Origin of the sequence: Nocardia tenerifensis NBRC 101015, assembly GCF_000308715.1 — a bacterium.
In the GTDB taxonomy this organism is placed as follows: Bacteria; Actinomycetota; Actinomycetes; order Mycobacteriales; family Mycobacteriaceae; genus Nocardia; species Nocardia tenerifensis.
The window spans coordinates 15,298-32,005 of record NZ_BAGH01000376.1 but is presented as its reverse complement, the minus strand read 5'-3'; the positions used below and the strand labels follow the sequence as shown (position 1 = coordinate 32,005).

15 protein-coding genes and 4 tRNA genes are annotated in these 16,708 nt (G+C 68.6%); 11 read left to right on the top strand and 8 right to left on the bottom strand.

Features of this window, described 5'->3' with window-relative positions; all coding sequences use genetic code 11:
- Positions 1 to 13: 13 nt before the first annotated feature.
- The 4 genes from ON39_RS29990 to ON39_RS29975 all read right to left on the bottom strand — a co-directional run bounded on the left by ON39_RS29990 (position 14) and on the right by ON39_RS29975 (position 7,035).
- Complete coding sequence (locus tag ON39_RS29990) at positions 14 to 4,162, bottom strand: bifunctional nitrate reductase/sulfite reductase flavoprotein subunit alpha (protein WP_040739385.1); 4,149 nt, start codon at positions 4,160 to 4,162, stop codon at positions 14 to 16.
- Between the two features lie 113 nt (positions 4,163 to 4,275).
- Positions 4,276 to 5,070 carry a demethylmenaquinone methyltransferase gene (locus tag ON39_RS29985; RefSeq protein WP_255219310.1) on the bottom strand — a complete coding sequence of 265 codons (795 nt, stop codon included), beginning with the start codon at positions 5,068 to 5,070 and terminating at the stop codon, positions 4,276 to 4,278.
- Between the two features lie 52 nt (positions 5,071 to 5,122).
- Positions 5,123 to 6,262, bottom strand: coding sequence for a glycosyltransferase family 4 protein (locus tag ON39_RS29980; protein ID WP_083894775.1), 1,140 nt, complete (start codon positions 6,260 to 6,262; stop codon positions 5,123 to 5,125).
- 320 nt (positions 6,263 to 6,582) lie between these two features.
- Entirely contained in the window at positions 6,583 to 7,035 is a 453-nt protein-coding gene (locus ON39_RS29975) for a DUF3592 domain-containing protein (RefSeq protein WP_040739359.1), read from the bottom strand.
- Between the two features lie 39 nt (positions 7,036 to 7,074).
- Between ON39_RS29975 and ON39_RS29970 the strand changes: the two genes are divergently transcribed.
- A complete protein-coding gene (locus ON39_RS29970) occupies positions 7,075 to 7,581 on the top strand; it encodes a DUF2505 domain-containing protein (RefSeq protein WP_040739358.1) in 507 nt (168 codons plus the stop codon).
- 48 nt (positions 7,582 to 7,629) lie between these two features.
- Here the strand turns inward: ON39_RS29970 and ON39_RS29965 are convergent, their stop codons facing one another.
- The 3 genes from ON39_RS29965 to ON39_RS29955 form a co-directional block, all read right to left on the bottom strand.
- Complete coding sequence (locus ON39_RS29965; RefSeq protein ID WP_040739357.1) at positions 7,630 to 8,067, bottom strand: VOC family protein; 438 nt, start codon at positions 8,065 to 8,067, stop codon at positions 7,630 to 7,632.
- A gap of 9 nt (positions 8,068 to 8,076) precedes the next feature.
- A complete protein-coding gene (locus ON39_RS29960; RefSeq protein ID WP_051187325.1) occupies positions 8,077 to 8,550 on the bottom strand; it encodes a helix-turn-helix transcriptional regulator in 474 nt (157 codons plus the stop codon).
- 91 nt (positions 8,551 to 8,641) lie between these two features.
- On the bottom strand, positions 8,642 to 9,907 hold the full coding sequence (locus ON39_RS29955; RefSeq protein WP_040739356.1) for a geranylgeranyl reductase family protein: 1,266 nt from the start codon (positions 9,905 to 9,907) through the stop codon (positions 8,642 to 8,644).
- Between the two features lie 193 nt (positions 9,908 to 10,100).
- On the opposite strand from ON39_RS29955, the gene ON39_RS29950 reads away from it, so the two are divergent.
- Both ON39_RS29950 and htpX read left to right on the top strand, forming a co-directional pair.
- The gene (locus tag ON39_RS29950; protein ID WP_040739355.1) at positions 10,101 to 11,123 is read left to right on the top strand and encodes a polyprenyl synthetase family protein; all 1,023 of its coding nucleotides are present in this window, start codon (positions 10,101 to 10,103) and stop codon (positions 11,121 to 11,123) included.
- Positions 11,124 to 11,205: 82 nt separating this feature from the next.
- Positions 11,206 to 12,087, top strand: coding sequence for a zinc metalloprotease HtpX (gene htpX / locus ON39_RS29945; protein WP_040739354.1), 882 nt, complete (start codon positions 11,206 to 11,208; stop codon positions 12,085 to 12,087).
- Positions 12,088 to 12,093: 6 nt separating this feature from the next.
- Here htpX and ON39_RS29940 read toward each other — a convergent pair whose 3' ends face one another.
- Entirely contained in the window at positions 12,094 to 12,585 is a 492-nt protein-coding gene (locus tag ON39_RS29940; protein WP_040739353.1) for a YajQ family cyclic di-GMP-binding protein, read from the bottom strand.
- Positions 12,586 to 12,753: 168 nt separating this feature from the next.
- On the opposite strand from ON39_RS29940, the gene ON39_RS29935 reads away from it, so the two are divergent.
- The 8 genes from ON39_RS29935 to nusG all read left to right on the top strand — a co-directional run bounded on the left by ON39_RS29935 (position 12,754) and on the right by nusG (position 16,612).
- Positions 12,754 to 12,836, top strand: a tRNA-Tyr gene (locus tag ON39_RS29935).
- A gap of 213 nt (positions 12,837 to 13,049) precedes the next feature.
- A tRNA-Thr gene (locus tag ON39_RS29930) sits at positions 13,050 to 13,122 on the top strand.
- A gap of 90 nt (positions 13,123 to 13,212) precedes the next feature.
- Positions 13,213 to 13,288: transfer RNA gene (locus tag ON39_RS29925), tRNA-Met, on the top strand.
- Between the two features lie 42 nt (positions 13,289 to 13,330).
- Complete coding sequence (gene rpmG, locus ON39_RS29920; protein WP_014988500.1) at positions 13,331 to 13,501, top strand: 50S ribosomal protein L33; 171 nt, start codon at positions 13,331 to 13,333, stop codon at positions 13,499 to 13,501.
- Between the two features lie 268 nt (positions 13,502 to 13,769).
- Positions 13,770 to 14,831: a fused (3R)-hydroxyacyl-ACP dehydratase subunits HadA/HadB gene (locus ON39_RS29915; RefSeq protein ID WP_040739382.1), complete on the top strand. Its 1,062-nt coding sequence runs from the start codon at positions 13,770 to 13,772 to the stop codon at positions 14,829 to 14,831.
- Between the two features lie 278 nt (positions 14,832 to 15,109).
- Positions 15,110 to 15,182: transfer RNA gene (locus tag ON39_RS29910), tRNA-Trp, on the top strand.
- 106 nt (positions 15,183 to 15,288) lie between these two features.
- Positions 15,289 to 15,681, top strand: coding sequence for a preprotein translocase subunit SecE (secE, locus tag ON39_RS29905; protein ID WP_040739352.1), 393 nt, complete (start codon positions 15,289 to 15,291; stop codon positions 15,679 to 15,681).
- Positions 15,682 to 15,799: 118 nt separating this feature from the next.
- Positions 15,800 to 16,612, top strand: a complete 813-nt coding sequence (gene nusG / locus ON39_RS29900; protein WP_040739351.1) for a transcription termination/antitermination protein NusG — start codon at positions 15,800 to 15,802, stop codon at positions 16,610 to 16,612.
- Positions 16,613 to 16,708 lie beyond the last annotated feature (96 nt).

The window sequence follows — 16,708 nt, the reverse complement described above, 5'->3', positions numbered from 1 at the left end:
TCCGTCGACGGGCTCAGTAGACGTCGCGGACGTAGCGCTTCTGAGCGATGAGGTTCTTCCGAAAGGCTTGGGCGCCTTGGTCATCCAGGTTGCCGTGGACGCGGGCGATGCGCAGGAGGGCGTCGTCCACGTCCTTGGCCATGCGGGTGGCGTCGCCGCAGATGTAGAGGTGGGCGCCGTCGGCCAGCCAGGACCACAGCTCGGCGCCGTGTTCGATCATGCGGTGCTGCACGTAGATCCGCTCCCGCTGGTCCCGGGAGAAGGCCAGGTCCAGGCGGGTGAGGAAGCCGGAGCGGAACATGTCCTCCAGCTCGCCGCGGTAGTAGAAGTTTCCGGCGGCGTGCTGCTCGCCGAAGAACAGCCAGTTGCGTCCCGTGCAGCCGAGTTCCCTGCGCTCGTGCAGGAACCCGCGGAACGGCGCGATGCCGGTGCCGGGGCCCACCATGATCATCGGCGCGGCCGGGTCGGCGGGCGGACGGAAATGCGGCGCGCGCTGCAGGAAGATCGGCACGTCGACGCCGGCCCGGTCGGCCAGGAAGGTCGAGCAGACCCCGCCGCGCCGGGCCGACGACCCGGTGGCGGCGGGATCGCCGTAGCGCACGACGCCGACGGTCAGCTGCACCTCGTCGGGGCTGACCAGCGGGCTCGACGAGATCGAATACTGGCGCGGCTGGAGCTTTTTCAGTGAGCCGAGCCAGTCGATTAGATCGGCCCGCACCGGAAAGTCGCGCAGCACGTCGACGGCCTGCCGGTCCCACAGGTAGTTGTCGAGCTCGATGCGGTTGTCGCGGCGCAGCAGCTTGGCCAGCCGGATGTTCGGGTTGCGCTCGGCGATGAAGGCGAGCAGGTCGTTGCTCACCTTGCTGATGTCGTAGTGGGCGCGCAGCGCCTCCGCGAGGGGCAGTTCCCGATCGTCCACCTCGATCGTCCGACGTCCGTCGAGCCCGGTGACGCTGAGCCACTCGTCCACCAGCGCGGCGTCATTGGTCGGCCACACGCCGAGCGAGTCGCCGACCTCGTAGCCGGCGTCGAGCCCGCGCAGGTCGAACCCGAACTGCCGCACCTCTTTCGTCGATCCGCTGAGGGTCAGCGGTTCGTTGCGCACCAGCGGTGCGAGCACCGGAGCCTGTCTCGTGAACGGGATGGCCTCCCGTCGAGTCCGTGCCGGCGCGAGGGCCTGTGTGCGGGTGAGTACCGCCGTTGTCGTGTTACCGCGCGAAGGGGGTACCGAAACGCTCTCCGGTACAATGTGTTCCGGCTCTTCGCCCAGCACGGCCACGATCGAGTCGAGCCAACGTTGCGCCGGGTCGTGGAAATCCGGCTCGCAGTCGACCCGCGGAAGCAGCCGGGTGGCACCGTATTCCGCGAACTTCTCGTCCAATCTGCGCCCGTGCCCGCAGAAGTCGTCGTAAGAGGAGTCGCCGAGCGCGAAAACCGCATAGCGCACGCCGGTCAGCCGCGCGGCGCCGCCGTCGAGCCGCTGCCAGAAATCGGCACCATTGTCCGGGGGCCCGCCGTCCCCGAACGTGCTGCTGATCACCAGCACGTCACCGGAGAGCGCGTCCACCGCGCAGGAGTCCATATCGAGCAGCGTTGGCGCGTAACCGGTTTCGGTCAGCCGCGCGGCGACCGTCGCGGCGAGCTCCTCCGCCGAGCCCGTCTGCGATGCCCACAGGACGGTGACCGGACGGGCCTGCGTCGCGCCGGCCTCGGCGCGCGAGTACATGCCCGCGAGCACGCCGTCGACCCAGAGCCTGCTCTGCGCCGACATCGGCGCGGCCGCGGGCAGGACGGGCAGCCCGGTCACCGGAAGCGCCTGTAGCGCGGCCAGATACCCGCTGAGATAGATCCGTTCGGTCTCGGTGAGCATCGGGGTCGCGGCCGCGTCCAACCCGAACACCGCGGCCAGCGGGTGCGCGGCGGCCAGCGCGGGCGTCGGGGCTGAGGGCGGCGCAGATTCCGGCATCGGGCGCTGCGGCACCGCGACCCGACGCAGCGACACCGCGCATGCTTTGAACTCCGGTTGCAGCGAGTCCGGATCGACGGCGTCGTTGGTGACCGCGTTGATCGTCAGATACTCGCCGTGCTCGTCGTTCCAGTGGAACGGCGCGAAGCAATCCCCCGGCCTGACCCGGTCGCTGATCCGTACGGGCAGCACGGCCCGCCCACGGCGCGAGGCGATCTCGAGCTGATCGTCCGCGCGCACGCCGAGCCGTTCGGCGTCGTCCGGATGCACCTCGACGAACGGCTGCCCGGTCACCTTGTTCAGCTTGTCGATCTTGCCGGTCTTGGTCATGGTGTGCCATTGATGTTGGAGCCGGCCGGTATTGAGCAGGAACGGATAGTCGTCGTCGGGCATTTCCCGCGCGGGCAGGTGCGGTCGCGCCCAGAACACCGCACGCCTGGTCGACGTGGCGAACGCCAGCCGAGGCGTGTGCCCGTCCGCCTCGACGTGCGGATGCTGGCTGACACCGTCGTTGAGGTAGCGAATCGGGTTGCGCGAGCGCGTGCCGTCCGGGCACGGCCACTGCATCGGCCCCTGCCTGAGCCGCTCGAAATCCATGCCCCGCAGGTCATATCCGGTGGCGGGATTGGCGAACCGCTTGATCTCGGCGAAAACCTCGGCGCTGGAGGCGTACTCGAACCCGCTGAAGCCCATCGCCGTCGCGACCTGAGCGATCAGCAGCCAATCCGGGCGTGCGTCACCGAGCGGATCGACCGAGCGCTGTAGCAGCGTGACGTTGCGCTCCGAATTCACCATCAGCGCATCGGCTTCGGCCCACAGCGTGGCGGGCAGCAGCAGGTCGGCGTAGGCGTTCGTGGCGGTCTCGGTATAGGCGTCCTGGGCGATCACCAGCTCGGCGGCCTCCAGCCCGTCCAGCACGGTCTTCCGATTGGCCACGGTGGCAACGGGATTCGTGCAGATGATCCAGGCCGCCTTGATCTGCCCGGCGGCCAGTTCCCGAAACATCTCGATGGTGCCCGGCCCCACCTCGTCGCGAATACTGCCGGGCGCGAGGCCCCACTCGGCCTCGACGAACGCGCGATCGGCGGGGGAGAGCACGCTGCGCTGGCCGGGCAGGCCCGGACCCATGTAGCCCATCTCCCGCCCGCCCATCGCGTTCGGCTGGCCGGTCAGCGAGAACGGCCCGCTGCCCACACGGCCGATGGCGCCGGTGGCCAGGTGCAGGTTGCAGAGCGCGTTGGTGTTCCAGGTGCCGTGGGTGGATTGGTTGAGCCCCATCGTCCACAGCGACATCCACTCGCCGGCCGCGCCTATCCACTGCGCGGCGGTGCGGATGTCGGCCTCGGCGAGGCCGGTGATCTCGGCGACCCGCGCGGGCGGATAGTCGGCGAGGAACGCGGGCATCTCGTCCCAGCCCTCGGTGTGCTCGGCGATGAACTCGTGGTCGATGTCGCCGTTCTCGATCAGCAGCTGCAGCAGGCCGTTCAGCAGCGCGAGGTCGGTGCCGGGCGCGATCTGCAGGAACAGGTCGGCGCGCGCCGCGGTCTCGGTGCGCCGCGGGTCGACGACGATCAGCCTCGCTCCCGCCTTGAGCCGATCGGCCATGCGCAGGTACAGGATCGGGTGGCAGTCGGCCATGTTCGCGCCGATGACGAAGAACAGATCGGCGTGCTCGAAGTCGTCGTAGGAGCCGGGGGGACCATCCGCGCCGAGCGACTGTTTGTATCCGGTGCCCGCGCTCGCCATGCACAGCCGGGAGTTGGCCTCGATGTGCACGGTCCGCAGGTAGCCCTTGGCCAGCTTGGTCGCGAGGTACTGCGCCTCGAGCGACATCTGCCCGGAGACATACAGCGCGATCGCGTCGGGGCCGTGCTCGTCGAGGATCGCGCGCAGCCGACCGGCCGCCTCCCGCACGGCGTCGTCGACCGGCACGGGCACCGGCTCCTGGCCGCGCTCGGGACGTCGGTACGCGGTCTCCATCCGGCCCGGCGTCCGCATCAACTCCAGGTGGGTCGCGCCCTTGGTGCACAGCCTGCCCGCGTTGGACGGGTGCAGCTTGTCCCCGCTGACCTTGGCGATCACCGGCGCTCCGTCGGTGCCCGCGCGGGTCTGCACCGTGATGCCGCACCCGACGCCACAGTACGAGCATGCCGTCCGCGCGGTGCCGTCCGCGGGGGTCGTGCCTGCGTCCACCATGGTTCCGATCATGGCGACCGCCGATTGCGGCGAATTTACCGCGCGTTATCGGCAGGTGACAATGACCCTCACCGTCGCGAAAATCGCCGGTGAGGTGTGACGCGGATCGCGGCTCAGAGCTTGTACGCGCGGTGCAGCGCCACGATCCCGCCGGTCAGGTTGCGCCATTTCACCGACGACCACCCGCTGCCCGCGATGCGCAAGGCCAGCTGCCGCTGGTTCGGCCACGCCCGGATCGACTCCGCGAGGTAGACGTACGCGTCCGGGTTGCTGCTGACCGCGCGCGCCACCTTCGGCAGCGCCTTCATCAGGTACTCCATGTACAGCGTGCGGAACCCCGGCACGATCGGCGTGGAGAACTCGGCGATGACCAGCCGCCCGCCCGGCTTGGTGACCCGCAGCATCTCGCGCAGCGCGGCCTCCGGGTCGGTGATGTTGCGCAGCCCGTAGGAGATGGTCACCGCGTCGAAGGACTCGTCGGCGAACGGCAGAGCCATCGCGTCGGCCGCCACCATCGGCACCCTGCGGTGCCTGCCCGCGGCGAGCATGCCCTGCGAGAAGTCGGCGGCCAGGCACCACGCGCCGGACTTCGCCAGATCGAGCGTGGACACCCCGGTGCCCGCCGCGAGATCGAGCACCCGCTCGCCGGGCCGCGGCGCGAGCGCCTTGCGCACCGCCCAGCGCCAGTAGCGGTCCTGGCCGGCGGAGATCACCGTATTGGTCAGGTCGTACCGGCGCGCGACGCCGTCGAACATCGTCGCGACCTCGTGCGGCTGCTTGTCCAACGAGGCCCTGACTGATCCGCCGCTGCGCGTGTTCAGGCCATTCAAGTCGGGTGCCTCCTGGTTTGCGTGCAGGTCCTGCGTCCGGTGCGCGCCGATGGTGGGCGTACCCGACGAGTCACCCATGTTCTCACGAGACCAGTCGTCACGTTTCGCTCGGCGGCTCCGGGATGGCGAATCAGGCCGTGTGTGGTAGCCGCATTCGGTGACCCGTCACGTCGGCGTAGTGACCCATCAACTCCGTGCAGACGGCGGGCCAGGTGCGGTGCAGCACGGATTTGCGTGCCGCACCGGCGAATCGGACCCGCAGCACCGGATCGTGCAGCGCCGCGACGGCACTCGGCAGCAGCTCGGTGAAACGATCGACCGGAAGCAGATATCCGTTGCGGCAGTGCGCGATCAGGTCGCGCGGGCCGCCCGCGTCGGGCCCGATCACCGGGACGCCGCAAGCCAGCGCCTCCTGCACGCCCTGGCAGAAGGTCTCGTGCTCGCCGGCGTGCACCATCACGTCCAGGCTCGCGTAGGCCTGGGCCAGGGCGTCCCCGCCGAGCTCGCCGGTGAAGACGGCGCGCGGCATCATCCGCGCGAGCCGATTCCGCTCCGGCCCGTCCCCGACGATCACCAATTGGATGTCCGGATCGTCGCCGAGCACCGCGAGCCGCTCGACATGCTTCTCCGGCGCGAGCCGGCCGACGAAGCCGACCACCAGTTTGTCGCCGTCGAGCCAGGAGTCGCGCAAGGCGGTGCGTCGCGCGGCCGGGTTGAACCGGTCGATGTCCACGCCGCGACCCCACCGGTGTACGCGCGGAATGCCATGCTGCGCAAGGTCTTCCGCCGCCGCCCGCGACGGGGCCAGCGTCCTGGTCGCGCCCTCGTGGATGCGCCGGGTCCAGGCCCACGCGGCCCGGCTGGCCAGCGCGAGCCCGTAACTCTTGGCGAACCCGGCGACGTCGGTCTGATACACCGCGACCGTCGGCAGGTCCAGCCGCACGGCCGCGGCCAGGCCGCCCGCGCCGAGCAGGAACGGCGATGCCAGATGCACCACGTCCGCGTCGAAATTCTCGATGGCCGAGACGATCCCGGGCTGCGGCAGCCCCACCGGCAGCGAACTGATCTTGGGCACCATCACCGCGGGCACCCGGTGCACCCGGAACCGCTCGTGCCAGCGCGCGGCGGGCGGCAGACCGCGCGGGGTGTCCGGGGCGATGATCACCGCGTCGTGGCCGTGCCGGTCCAGGTGATCGACCACCCGGAGCACCGAGTTGACGACGCCGTTCATATTCGGCAGAAACGACTCCGCGACGATCGCTACACGCACCCCCTCAGCGTGGCGTCCGCACCGCGCCGGGCCCCCACACCAGCGTGAAGCGGACCTGAAGATCGAGCGAACTCCTCGGACCGCGCCGTCACATGCCGCACGCGTGGTACCGCGGATCGGCCACGCCCTGCTCGGTGGCGCCGAGCAAGGGGGCGCAGCACGGCCACCGCTTCCTTGCCGTGCGCTCGTCGTCCCGGGGGCGGCCCGATCGTGGTCGGCAACCCCAACGACGGACGGACGAGGCGTTCGTCGCGATACGGCGGGCTTCGAGGCCGTCCTGCCCGACGGTAGCCGGATGTCGCCGCTGTGGGCGCGCTGATTCAGCTCGGTCGCGGTCGTCGTCCGCGTAGCCGGGCCAGCAGCCACAGGGTCGGCAGGGCGACCAGCCACACCACCACGATCACCGACAGCGCGGGGGGAATGGCGACGCGCACGTCGCGGCCCTCCACTCGCACCAGGTCGGGGTCCTCGCGGTTGTACTCCACCCGGATGCGTTCGCCCGCAGTGAGATTGGTCGGGTACAGCACGCCGACCTTCGGATTGTGCGTCTCGCCGTCCGGGGTGACGTACATGACCGCCGAGCGCAGGCGGCCGGCCGAGAGCACCTCGGCGCTGGTCACACCCTTGTCCGAGCTGATCAGATAGTCGTTGCGCCACGCGGCCAGCACCAGCAGCACGACCAGCACGCTGACCACCGTCGCGGCGGTGAGCACGCCGATCCCGGCCCGCCGCAGGCGGATCGAGCGTCGATCAGACTGCGTGGTTTCCAACACTGCAACAGGCTACCGACCGGCTCGGCTACGGTGTCGCGCATGTCCCGAAAATTCAGCTTCACCGTGCCTTATGCCGTCCCGGTCGAAGATCTTCACCGGGCACTCACCGACGACAAGGTCTGGCAGGCGCGCTTCGCCGACGCCGAGACCGCGACCCTCGACCTCTCCCATCCCGACGGTGCGGGCACCATCCGCATCCACATGACCGAAAAGGCTTCCGAGGACAAGATTCCCAGCGTCGTGAGCAAGGTGCTCAAGAGCCCGCTCACGCTCTCGCGTACCGACAACTGGCGCGAGCTCACCGGCGAGGTCGCCAAGGGCACCTTCGAGGGCGCGACCACCGGCATCGCCACCGAGATGTCGGGCACCTACGAGATGCGCTCGACCGCGGAGGGCTCCGAGATCGAGGTGGTCGGCACCGTGCAGGTCAAGGTGCCGGTGGTCGGCGGCGCCATCGAACCGCTCGCGGAACAGCTGCATCATCGCGTGCTCAACAGCGAGCGCGCGTTCGTCGAGGAGTGGGTCGCCGCGCAGGCGACCGCCTGACCCGCCGCCCCCGTCGTTCCGGCCCGTGCCGGGACGACGGGGTTCGTCTTACGCGAAATCCGTGGCGGAGTACTCCTTCTGCTCCACCAGCACCAGCCAGTTCCCGGAGTTGTCCCGGATGATCGCCTCAGTGCCGTAGGGCCGCTCGGCGGGCGGCTGAACGAACTCGACGCCTTTCGCGGTGAGCTCCTCGAAGGCCTTCTGGCAGTTCTCGGTGCGCAGGCCGAGCGCGCCGTGCGTGCCGTTCGCCAGCGCGCGCCGGATGGCGTCGGCCAGATTGTCGTCCAGCGGCGGGCCGGGCACCATCAGTGTCACCTCCAGCTCGGGGTGCGCCGGGTGGGCGACGGTGAGCCAGCGAAACCCGTTGTCGCCCATGGTGATATCGGAGACCTCGACGAAACCGAGCTTGTCGATGTACCACTGCTTCGCTTCGTCCTGGTCGGTGACGTACACGGTGACCAGCGAGACGTTCGTGATCGTTGTCATGCGACCAGGCTATGGGCGGCCGGTGGCGCGTGGCTTCTCCGAAATTGCGCGATCACGCCAGCCGGGCTTGCGGTCGCTGAGGCCGTGCATGAACACATAGCACCCTGGAATGCGCGGCGCCCCGTCGGCGAACTTGGCCTGATACTCCGAGGGCGTCACCCCGACCAGCTGCCGAAACTTGCTGCTGAACGAGCCGAGGCTGCTGTAACCGACCAGCATGCACACCTCGGTGACCGTCACATTGGACGAGCGCAGCAGATCCTGTGCCCGCTCGATCCGCCGCTCCGCCAGGTACGCGGCCGGCGTCAGCCCGTACACCGCGGCGAACGCGCGCAGGAAGTGATACTTGGAAACCCCTGCGGCGGCGGCCAATTCATCGAGCCGGAGCGGGTCGGCGTACCGCCGATCCGCCAGGTCGCGCGCCCGCCGCAGATGCGGCAGCAAATACAGCGCGGGCAGTCCACCCGCGGGTCGTCCGCCCATGGCTGTGCACCTGTCGTCGCGTGGGCAAGGCAGGGCTCAGCCTACCGGTGCCCTTACCGCCTCGGCACGCTGAAACCGCAGGTCCGCGCCCTCAGGCGAAGGGGGGAAGGTCGTCGGCGCGCATCGACATCCGGCCTGCCGCGCGCCAGGCCCGCGCGGTCAGGTCGACGTCCTCGTCGGTGACCAGGTTGCCCATCACCCGAACCGCGGTGCGCTGCAGGTATTTCGACCGCATCACCGGCGGGCCGCCGATCGGCACCATGCGCGGATGGGTGGCCAGCCCGGCGATGCGCCGCGCCACCGAGAAGGTGCGGCCGTACTTCGCGCGCAGCAACTCCGGCCAGACGCGCGTGAGGTCCGGCTCGTCGAGCAGCCCGGCCAGCATGTGCCCGCCCTCCAGGCCGTAGTCGATGCCCTCGCCGTTCAACGGGTTCACGCAGCCCGCGGCGTCGCCGACCAGCACCCAGTTGCGCCCCGCCACATTCGACACCGCGCCGCCCATCGGCAGCAGTGCCGAGGCCACCGCGCGCAGCGAGCCTTCGAACTCCCATTCGTCGAAGCGCAGCTTCGTGTAGTGCTCGAGCAGCGGCTTCAGCGCGATATGCGAGGGACGCCGCTCGGTGGCCAGCGAGCCGACCCCGATATTGACCTCGCCGTTGCCGAGCGGGAACACCCAGCCGTAGCCGGGCACCAGCGCGCCCTCGGCGTCGCGCAGTTCCAGATGCGAGGTGATCCACTGGTCGTCGCTGCGGGCTGACTTGATGTAGGCGCGCGCCGCCGTGCCGTACGCGTACTGCCGATGCCAGGTGCGCCCGAGCAGCCGCCCGATCGGCGAGCGGACACCGTCGGCGACGACGAGCGTCGCGCACTCGATGGCGTGCGTGCCCGTCGCTGTCCGCACCGTCACACCGGTGACCCGGTCGCCGTCGCGGGTGACGTCGACCACCTTGGTGCCGTCGATCATCCGCGCGCCGGACTTCATCGCGGTCTCGCGCAGCTTGTCGTCGAGTTCGGTTCGGGGAACGGCACTTCCATACGTCGGAAAGGATCCGCCGGGCCACGGCAGCAGCGCCTCGCCGCCGAAACCGGTCATCCGCAGGCCGTGGTTGACCGTGTGCGCGCGCAGCCAGTCGCCGAGACCGAGGTGCTCCAGTTCGGCCGTCGCGCGCGGGGTCAGCCCATCGCCGCAGGTCTTGTCCCTGGGGAAGACGGCGGAGTCGAGCAGCACCACGTCGCACCCGGCGCGCGCGGCCCACGCCGCCGAAGCCGATCCGGCCGGACCCGCGCCGACGACGAGCACCTCGGCCCTGGCTGGCAGCGCGTCCCCGCCCGCGGGGGTGACTTCCGGTGAACCCATGGCCCCCATACTCGCAGGATGATCTCGCCGGTGTCGACGGCGGGCGCGTCACGGCGCGCGGTCACGGCGTGGCGCGCGGGCGGTGATGTGCGAAAGTGTCTGATACACCGCATAGTGATGGTGTTCATGGGCCATCGGCCGGGGACACGCTAGGTTCTCTATCGTGGGGTCGGACGGATCGGTGGGAGAAGAAATGAGCACATCGGCTGTGAAGGACGAGAGCACGGTGGTGGCCGGGGTCGACCTCGTCGACGTCGAGCTCGCGGCGACCGTGCGCAACGGCCTGGAAGAGGTCGAGAAGCTCCTGGTCGCCGAGCTGTCCGACGGGGAGGACTTCCTGCAGGAGGCGGCGCTGCACCTGGCCAAGGCCGGCGGCAAGCGGTTCCGGCCGCTGTTCACCATCCTCACCGGCCAGCTCGGCCCGCGCCCGACCGATCCCGCGCTGATCACGGCGGGCACCGTCGTCGAACTCGTGCACCTGGCCACGCTGTACCACGACGACGTGATGGACGAGGCGTCCATGCGTCGCGGCGCGCCGAGCGTGAATGCCCGCTGGGGCAACAACATCGCGATCCTCGCCGGGGACTATCTGTTCGCCCACGCCTCCCGGCTCACCTCCACCCTCGGCCCCGACGCCGTGCGCATCATCGCCGAGACCTTCGCCGAACTGGTCACCGGCCAGATGCGCGAGACCATGGGCGCGCGCGAATCCCAGGACCCGGTCGAGCACTACCTGCGCGTCGTCTGGGAGAAGACCGGCTCGCTGATCGCGGCCGCCGGTCGCTTCGGCGGCACCTTCTCCGGCGCGGGCGCCGAGCACGTCGAGCGGCTGGCCCGCCTCGGCGACGCGGTCGGCACCGCCTTCCAGATCTCCGACGACATCATCGACATCTCCTCTGCCGCAGAGCAATCCGGCAAGACGCCCGGCACCGATCTGCGCGAGGGCGTGCACACGCTGCCGGTGCTGTACGCGCTGCGCGACGAGGGCGCCGAAGGCGACCGCCTGCGCAAGCTGCTCGCCAACCCGCTGCAGACCGACGCTGAGGTCGACGAGGCGCTGGACCTGCTGTCGCGCTCGCGCGGCATGGTGCTGGCCAAGGAGAAGCTGCAGGGTTACGCCGACCTCGCGCACGCCGAACTCTCCGCGCTGCCCGCCTGCCCGGCCAACGACGCCCTCGAGCACCTGGTCCGGTACACGATCGAGCGTGTCGGCTGAGTTCAGCAGGAACTTCGGCACGGGCTCCTATCGTTGACCTGTTGTCAACACTCGACGATCGGGGAGTGGGCAAAGGAGTCCTATGCACACGCACGGCTACGCGAACGGGCTGAAGACGTTCGGGTTGATGGTCGGCCTCTCGGCGCTGATCGTGGTCGCCGGTGCGCTGTTCCGCAGCCCGACGATCCTGATCATCGCCATCCTGCTCGCCGTCGGCATGAACGCCTACGCGTACTTCAACAGCGACAAGCTCGCGCTGCGGGCCATGCACGCGCAGCCGGTCAGCGAGCTGGAGGCGCCGGTCATCTACCGGATCGTGCGTGAGCTGGCGACCACCGCGCGCCAGCCGATGCCTCGGCTCTACATCAGCCCGACCAACGCGCCCAACGCCTTCGCCACCGGGCGGAATCCGCGTCACGCCGCGGTCTGCTGCACCAGCGGCATCCTGTCGATCCTCGACGAGCGGGAGCTGCGCGCCGTCCTCGGCCACGAACTGTCGCACGTCTACAACCGCGACATCCTCATCTCCTCGGTCGCCGGCGCGCTCGCCGCGGTCATCTCCGGCCTGGCCAACCTGGCCTTCTTCGCCTCGGCCTTCGGCGGCAACCGCAACGGTGAGGGCCCGAACATGCTCGGCGTGCTGCTCGTCTCGCTGCTCGGCCCGATCGCCGCGAGCCTGATCAAGCTGGCCGTCTCGCGTTCGCGCGAGTACCAGGCGGATCAGTCCGGCGCCGAACTCACCGGCGACCCGCTCGCCCTCGCCTCGGCCCTGCGCAAGCTGGAGCGCGGCGTGCAAGCCGCGCCCTTGCCGCCCGAGCCGCAGCTGACCGCGCAATCACATCTGATGATCGCCAACCCGTTCCGGGCGGGCGAGCGGGCCGCGCGCTGGTTCTCCACGCACCCGCCGATGGCCGAGCGCATCGCCCGGCTCGAGGAGATGGCAGGCGGGCCGAGGCGCTACTGAGGCGCGCTACCGGTAGTTGACGAACTGCAGGGCGATGCCGAAGTCCTCGCCCTTCAGCAGCGAGATCACGGCCTGCAGATCATCGCGCTTCTTGCTGCTCACCCGCAGCTCATCGCCCTGGATCTGCGCCTTCACGCCCTTGGGGCCCTCGTCGCGGATCTTCTTGGTGATCTTCTTCGCATGCTCGGTGTCGATGCCCTGCACCAGCGTTCCGGTGATCTTGTAGGTCTTGCCCGAGGCGACCGGCTCGCCCGCGTCGAACGCCTTGAGCGAGATGTCGCGGCGAATCAGCTTCTCCTTGAACACCTCCAGCGCCGCCTTGACCCGCTCCTCGGCCTCGGCCGTCAGCACGATCTTGTCCTCGCCGGACCACTCGATGCTCGCGCCGGTGCCGCGGAAGTCGTAGCGGGTGGTCAGCTCCTTCTCCGCCTGATGCAGCGCGTTGTCGACCTCCTGACGTTCGACCTTGCTGACGACATCGAATGACGAATCGGCCACACTTCGCTCCTGTCCTGACGGTCCAACGGGCTCGCTCGACCGGTTGATCGGTCCCCGTTAGTTGTACCCCGGAGCGTGACCGTAGTCCCGACGCACGGCCGATGGCCAGCCGGTTTGCAATCGGGGCGGGGGGTGGATGTATTCTGCTTCTCGCGCCGAGAGCGCGACGGCAGATTGCCCGAGCGGCCAATGGGAGCGGACTGTAAATCCGTCGGCGAAAGCCTACGTAGGTTCGAATCCTACATCTGCCACCCGGAACCCCCGTGGATCGACTCAGATCCCCGGGGGTTTCGTGCTGTACGGGGTCTTGTGCTCCCGTGCGACTGCGCCCCCGCCGCGTCGACACGCCTCGGAAAGGGCCTCTGACCACCCGGTTTGGTAGAGGGACCGGTGAGTGTGTAACCTCGTTCAAGACTTCGCCGCGCCGGGGTTCAGTGTTCGGAACTCGGTGCGAAAGTAGTCATGCCCCCTTAGCTCAGTCGGCAGAGCGTTTCCATGGTAAGGAAAAGGTCAACGGTTCGATTCCGTTAGGGGGCTCGCCGGATTGCCGGTGGTGACCGACCTGGCATCGCAGTTAGCTCCCACTCTGGTGGGGCCGGGGCGCGGCACCACAGCAATGCGCCCCGTGGCGGTGTAGCTCAGTCGGTAGAGCAAACGACTCATAATCGTTGTGTCGCCGGTTCAAGTCCGGCCATCGCTACCAAAACCGATCAGACCAACTGGTTGACCCGAAAGAAGGAATATCGTGGCCGCGAAGTCCACCGATGTCCGGCCAAAGATCACCTTGGCCTGCGAGCAGTGCAAGCACCGCAACTACATCACCAAGAAGAACCGGCGCAACGACCCGGATCGGCTGGAACTGAAGAAGTTCTGCCCGAACTGCGGCACGCACCGGGGACACAAAGAATCCCGCTAGTCCGCCACGCGTGAAGCTGCCGCGTGGATCGGCGCCGGGAGCGGCGATCGCTCTCGGCAATCTCGAATCGTGACAGTGTGAGGGCCGGACGTTTGTCCGGCCCTGACGCATTTCCACGGTCGACTGCGGTAGGTGGACGAGCCAGCGAGTGAACGGTTAACACAGCCGCCCAGCGGTTACGACGTAGCCGAGCGCCAGCGAGGCGCGGTCGTAGACGCTCCGCCGACTCCGGGCCTCGGGGTCAGATAGGTACAGTCCTCCCGTGACAATCAACACCGGTACAGACGAAGCGGCTCCGGCGGTCGAGGCGCTCGACCCCGCGGCACACGCGGCCTCCATGGTCGGTCACCACTACCGCGTCGACGACTACTACGAGGTCGGCCGCGAGAAGGTGCGTGAGTACGCCCGCGCCGTCCAGGACTACCACCCGGTGCACTGGGACGAGGGCCTCGCGCACGAGTACGGCTACGACGGCCTGATCGCGCCGCTGACGTTCATCTCCCTGGTCGGAATTCTGGCTCAGCGCAAGCTGTTCGAGGAGATCGTCACCGGCTACGACCTCAGCCAGATCCTGCAGACCGATCAGATCCTCGAGTTTCATCGCCCGATCAAGGTCGGCGATCGACTGGTCTGCGACGTGTACCTGCACTCGTTCCGGCAGGCCTTCGGCGGCGACATCATCGTCACCAAGAACATCGTCACCGCGCAGAACGACGAGCTGGTGCTCACCACCTACACCACGCTCATCGGCCGCAGCGGCGGCGAAATCGACCCGAACCTCAACGAGGTCGTCCGCAACGTGCTCATGCACGGCATCGGCGAGGACGCCCCGGACCACCGCCCGCGCGCCAACGTCCTCACCGAGCCGCTGCAGCTCGCCAGCGTCCCCGAGGTCGTGGCGAGCAAGCGCGCGCTCAGCTTCGACGACGTCTCGGCCGGCGACGAGCTGCCCACCCGCATCGTCCGGCTGACCCGCGGCGACCTGGTGAACTACGCGGGCGTCTCCGGCGACGCCAACCCGATCCACTGGAGCGACGAGGTCGTCAAGCTCGTCGACCTGGAGGACGTTGTCGCCCACGGCATGCTCACCATGGGCCTCGGCGGCGGATTCGTCACCTCCTGGCTCGGCGACCCCGGCGCGGTCAAGGAGTACAACGTCCGCTTCACCAGCCCGGTCTATGTGGGGACCGACGAGGCCGCCGAGATCGAGTACAGCGGTAAGGTGAAGTCGGTGGATCCGGAGACGCGGACCGCGGTCGTCGCCATCGTGGCGAAGTCGGCGGGGCGCAAGATCTTCGGGCGCGCGACGGCGACCGTCCAACTGGCCTGAGCGATCCGGCCGATGCGGAGACAGCCCTGACCTGGTCGACTGACCCTGATTGGCTATCGACGCGGACGGTAACGTACACTGAGGTTTCTGGGGTCACCAGCCGCTGCGCGCTGCTCTGTGGGGCTGGTTCCAGGCGAGTCCGCGAGGGTTCGCCGACGGGGCCGGCAACTGCCGAAGCAGCGCGCGTGTCATGTACAGCGACGCGCGCGGTCGGGTGACACCGGAACCCATAACTGAATACCGAACAGTGGTTGGACGGCCAACACGGAGCCAACCGAAGGGGCGTAGCTCAATTGGCAGAGCAGCGGTCTCCAAAACCGCAGGTTGCAGGTTCAAGTCCTGTCGCCCCTGCCCTGGATGCCAGCGACGAAAGGATCGACGTGAGCGAGCGCAGCGAGCGAGCCATTGGCACAGCGCGCTTCGCGCACGCCGGTGCCGAGCGAAGCGAGGTGATGGCGTGAGCGACGAGCGGGAAGATCGCCTGGGCGGCGCGCATGCGACCGATGGCGATGACACCGCTGGGGTAGCTCGCCCGAGCGGCAAGCGATCCGCTCGGCGGACTCGCAGCGCGTCATCCGACACGGGTTCGATCGCCACACTGGATCGTCCCTCGTCGCGCAAGGCAACCAAGACCGATCGGGCCGAACGCAAGAAGACGGGTAACCCGTTCAAGCGTTTGATCAAGTTCCTGCGTGAAGTAGTCGCGGAACTGCGCAAGGTGATCTGGCCCAACCGGAAGCAGATGGTCACCTATACGAGCGTTGTTCTGGTGTTCGTGATTTTCATGGTCGCGTTCATCAGCGGGTTGGATGTGGCGTTCATCAAGGGTGTCAACTGGCTGTTCGGCTAGCTATCGACGCCGACGCCGCAGGCCGATCCCGGGGCGGACCCGGGCGGACCAGTTCCGCCGCGCGCCAGGCCCCGGCACGCAGAGGATGTACGTGACGACACAGGAAGCGAGTGCCCCAGTGAGCACCCCGGAGAACGACACAAACGAAGAGTTCCCGGTCGAGGACGCGGTGGTGGACCCCACGACCGACAACGACGCGACCGTCGAAGACTCCGAGGACGTGGACTCCGAGGGCGCCGCGGACTCCGAACCGGAGACCGAAGAGGACGTCGCTGCCGAGGCCGCGCCGATCGACGCCGAGCCCGCCGACCCGGTCGCCGAGATGAAGTCCGCGCTGCGTCGCGCCCCCGGTGACTGGTACGTCATCCACTCCTACGCCGGCTACGAGAACAAGGTGAAGGCCAACCTCGAGACCCGCGTGCAGAACCTCGATCTCGAGGAGTACATCTTCCAGGTCGAGGTGCCGACCGAAGAGGTCACCGAGATCAAGAACGGCCAGCGCAAGAACGTCAACCGCAAGGTGCTGCCCGGCTACATCCTGGTCCGCATGGAGCTCAACGACGAGTCGTGGGGCGCGGTGCGCAACACCCCGGGCGTCACCGGCTTCGTCGGCGCGACCTCGCGCCCCTCGCCGCTGTCCATCGACGACGTGGTGAAGTTCCTCGTCCCGGCCGCCCAGCAGAAGAAGGCGCCTGCCGCCGCCGGCGCCACGGGCACGACCGAGACCGCCACCGAGTCGGTGGCCAAGCCGACCATCGAGGTCGACTTCGAGGTCGGCGAGTCGGTGACCGTGATGGACGGCCCGTTCGCGACGCTGCCCGCCAGCATCTCCGAGGTCAACGCCGAGCAGCAGAAGCTCAAGGTGCTCGTGTCGATCTTCGGCCGCGAGACCCCGGTCGAGCTCGGCTTCACCCAGGTTGCGAAGATTTAGACCTGTTACGTCTTACGGCCGGGCACACCCGTGCGGCCGAGGATCGCAACGTCAGGACTTGCAAAGAGCAAGGAAAACAGACACCTAGGAAAGAAA